The 2,124-nt window shown below is 60.9% G+C and carries 2 protein-coding genes and 1 pseudogene; 1 reads left to right on the forward strand and 2 read right to left on the reverse strand.

Going from position 1 to position 2,124, the window contains the following annotated elements; genetic code table 11:
* Both AC1DWI_RS20695 and glnK read right to left on the reverse strand, forming a co-directional pair.
* Nucleotides 1-190, reverse strand: a pseudogene (locus AC1DWI_RS20695) (ammonium transporter); the annotation flags it as partial.
* Between the two features lie 32 nt (nt 191-222).
* Nucleotides 223-561 carry a P-II family nitrogen regulator gene (gene glnK, locus AC1DWI_RS20700; protein ID WP_007873831.1) on the reverse strand — a complete coding sequence of 113 codons (339 nt, stop codon included), beginning with the start codon at nt 559-561 and terminating at the stop codon, nt 223-225.
* Between the two features lie 581 nt (nt 562-1,142).
* Here glnK and AC1DWI_RS20705 point away from each other — a divergent pair.
* Nucleotides 1,143-2,124: YifB family Mg chelatase-like AAA ATPase (locus tag AC1DWI_RS20705; RefSeq protein WP_477725630.1), on the forward strand; the 982-nt coding region annotated here is incomplete at its 3' end.

Here is a 2,124-nt window from a genome sequence, read left to right on the forward strand (position 1 = left end):
CCGGTGCAGAGGCTGCAGCTGCAGCGGCGGGTGCTGTCGCTGCGGCAGGCGCGGCGGCGGAAGCAGCAGCTTCAGCCGGCTTGGCTTCTGCAGCGGAAGCGGCGGGTGCAGCTGCCGGGGCCTGCGCCATCACGGCGCCGGTCGTCAGCAGGCTCAGTCCCAGTACAAGGGAGGCAAGTAGTTTTTTCATGTCTATGTTCTCTTCGTTTTTTGGGGTAAGCCTTACAGCGCTTCCTTGCCGGTTTCACCGGTACGGATGCGCACGACCTGCTCGAGGTTGTAAACAAAAACCTTGCCGTCGCCGATCTTGCCGGTGCGGGCGGCGCCCTCAACCGCTTCAATCACGCGATCCACCAGATCGTCGGAGACTGCTGCTTCGATCTTGACCTTGGGCAGAAAATCGACGACATACTCTGCACCGCGGTACAGCTCGGTATGGCCTTTCTGGCGGCCGAAGCCTTTGACTTCAGTCACAGTAATGCCTTGCACGCCAATGCCGGAAAGCGCTTCACGCACTTCGTCCAGCTTGAACGGTTTAATGATGGCCGTTACGAGTTTCATTTTCAGGGTTCCTCCAGGGATGAATAGGGAAGCAGCATCGTCAAGCACCACCTCAGCCGGATTAAGGCTTTTGTACGAGTCATTGCTGATGGAGTCTCCGTAGAAGCTCCAAAGGTTGGCAACTTGCGTGGACTTCTTAGCAGGTAACGTGCCAAAGACGCTTTGCATGGATGACCGGCCCGCCCCTGAACTTCGAGCGAACCTCCGCGAATCGCGCCGGATACGATGCACCAATAAAGGGCAATCAAGCGCACAATTTTGGAGCATTAAGCTAAAAAGGCATCACCAAGCCTGTCTTTAGTGCACGGCGGTCTTCTGCAACGTTCGTTTCTGGGACGGCCAGCACCAGGAGATCGGCGGCAAGAATGCCACGGCGGATCCTGGTACTGACACAACCAGGCAAGTGCACGGGACGAAAGTGAGTGCCACTATCGGATGCAGCGGGGCACACCTTTCTGGTGAACCAGCGGGTGGCTTCTCTCGCTAGGCGATACTCGTCTTAGGTGAAGGTATGGTGCACCTGCAACCCGGGATGGCCTCGGGTTCAGTTGTGATGCCGCCTCTGAGGGAGGAAGTTTCGAATGAGCTTGTCTTTAGTGCATAGCCGCGCCTTGTTGGGCCTGGAAGCAAGGCCCGTGCAGGTGGAGGTGCATCTTGCCAACGGTTTGCCCAGCTTTACGCTGGTCGGGCTTGCGGAAACGGAAGTCAAGGAAGCGCGTGAACGCGTGCGCTCGGCCATCCAGAACGCCGGACTGGAATTTCCCGCCAATAAACGCATTACGGTCAATCTGGCACCCGCTGATCTTCCCAAGGATTCCGGCCGTTTCGATCTGCCCATCGCGCTCGGAATCCTGGCGGCCAGCGGCCAGATCGACGCCCGCAAACTGGAAGGCTATGAGTTCGCCGGCGAGTTGTCGCTGGGCGGCGACTTGCGTCCCATTCGGGGAGCGCTTGCCATGAGCCTCGCCCTGGCGCGCCCGGCACGGCTTGCCGCCGAGAAATTGCCGAAGCTGGTTCTGCCAGAGGCCAGTGCCCAGGAAGCAGCGTTGGTCCCCGGCGCCGAAATCTTTCAGGCGCACCATTTGCTCGATGTGGTGAGGCAATTTTTGCCGGGCGACACCCCGACTGAAGCAGGGGAAGGCTGGTCTCGCGTCAAGCCGATCGTGCCTTCGGGGCAGTCCCCATATCCTGATCTGGCCGACGTCAAAGGCCAGGCGGCGGCCCGGCGCGCCCTGGAAATTGCCGCGACCGGCGGGCACAGCGTACTGATGATGGGCGCCCCAGGCTCCGGAAAATCCATGCTGGCACAGCGCTTTGCAGGCCTGCTGCCGGCCATGACCACCGAAGAAGCACTGGAAAGCGCAGCGGTGGCGTCATTGGGCGGCCGGTTCACGCTGGACAAATGGGCGATACGCCCCACCTGCGCGCCGCACCACACGGCCAGCGCCGTTGCGCTTGTCGGTGGTGGTTCCCCGCCGCGGCCTGGTGAAATTTCCCTGGCGCACCGCGGCATCCTGTTTCTGGATGAACTCCCGGAGTTTCCGCGGGCAGCCCTGGAAGCCC

The organism is Polaromonas sp. P3_C2, from assembly GCF_056402675.1.

Bases quoted from the DNA above. Each gene is read 5' to 3' on its own strand.
- glnK (WP_007873831.1), bottom strand. From the start codon at position 561: ATGAAACTCGTAACGGCCATCATTAAACCGTTCAAGCTGGACGAAGTG.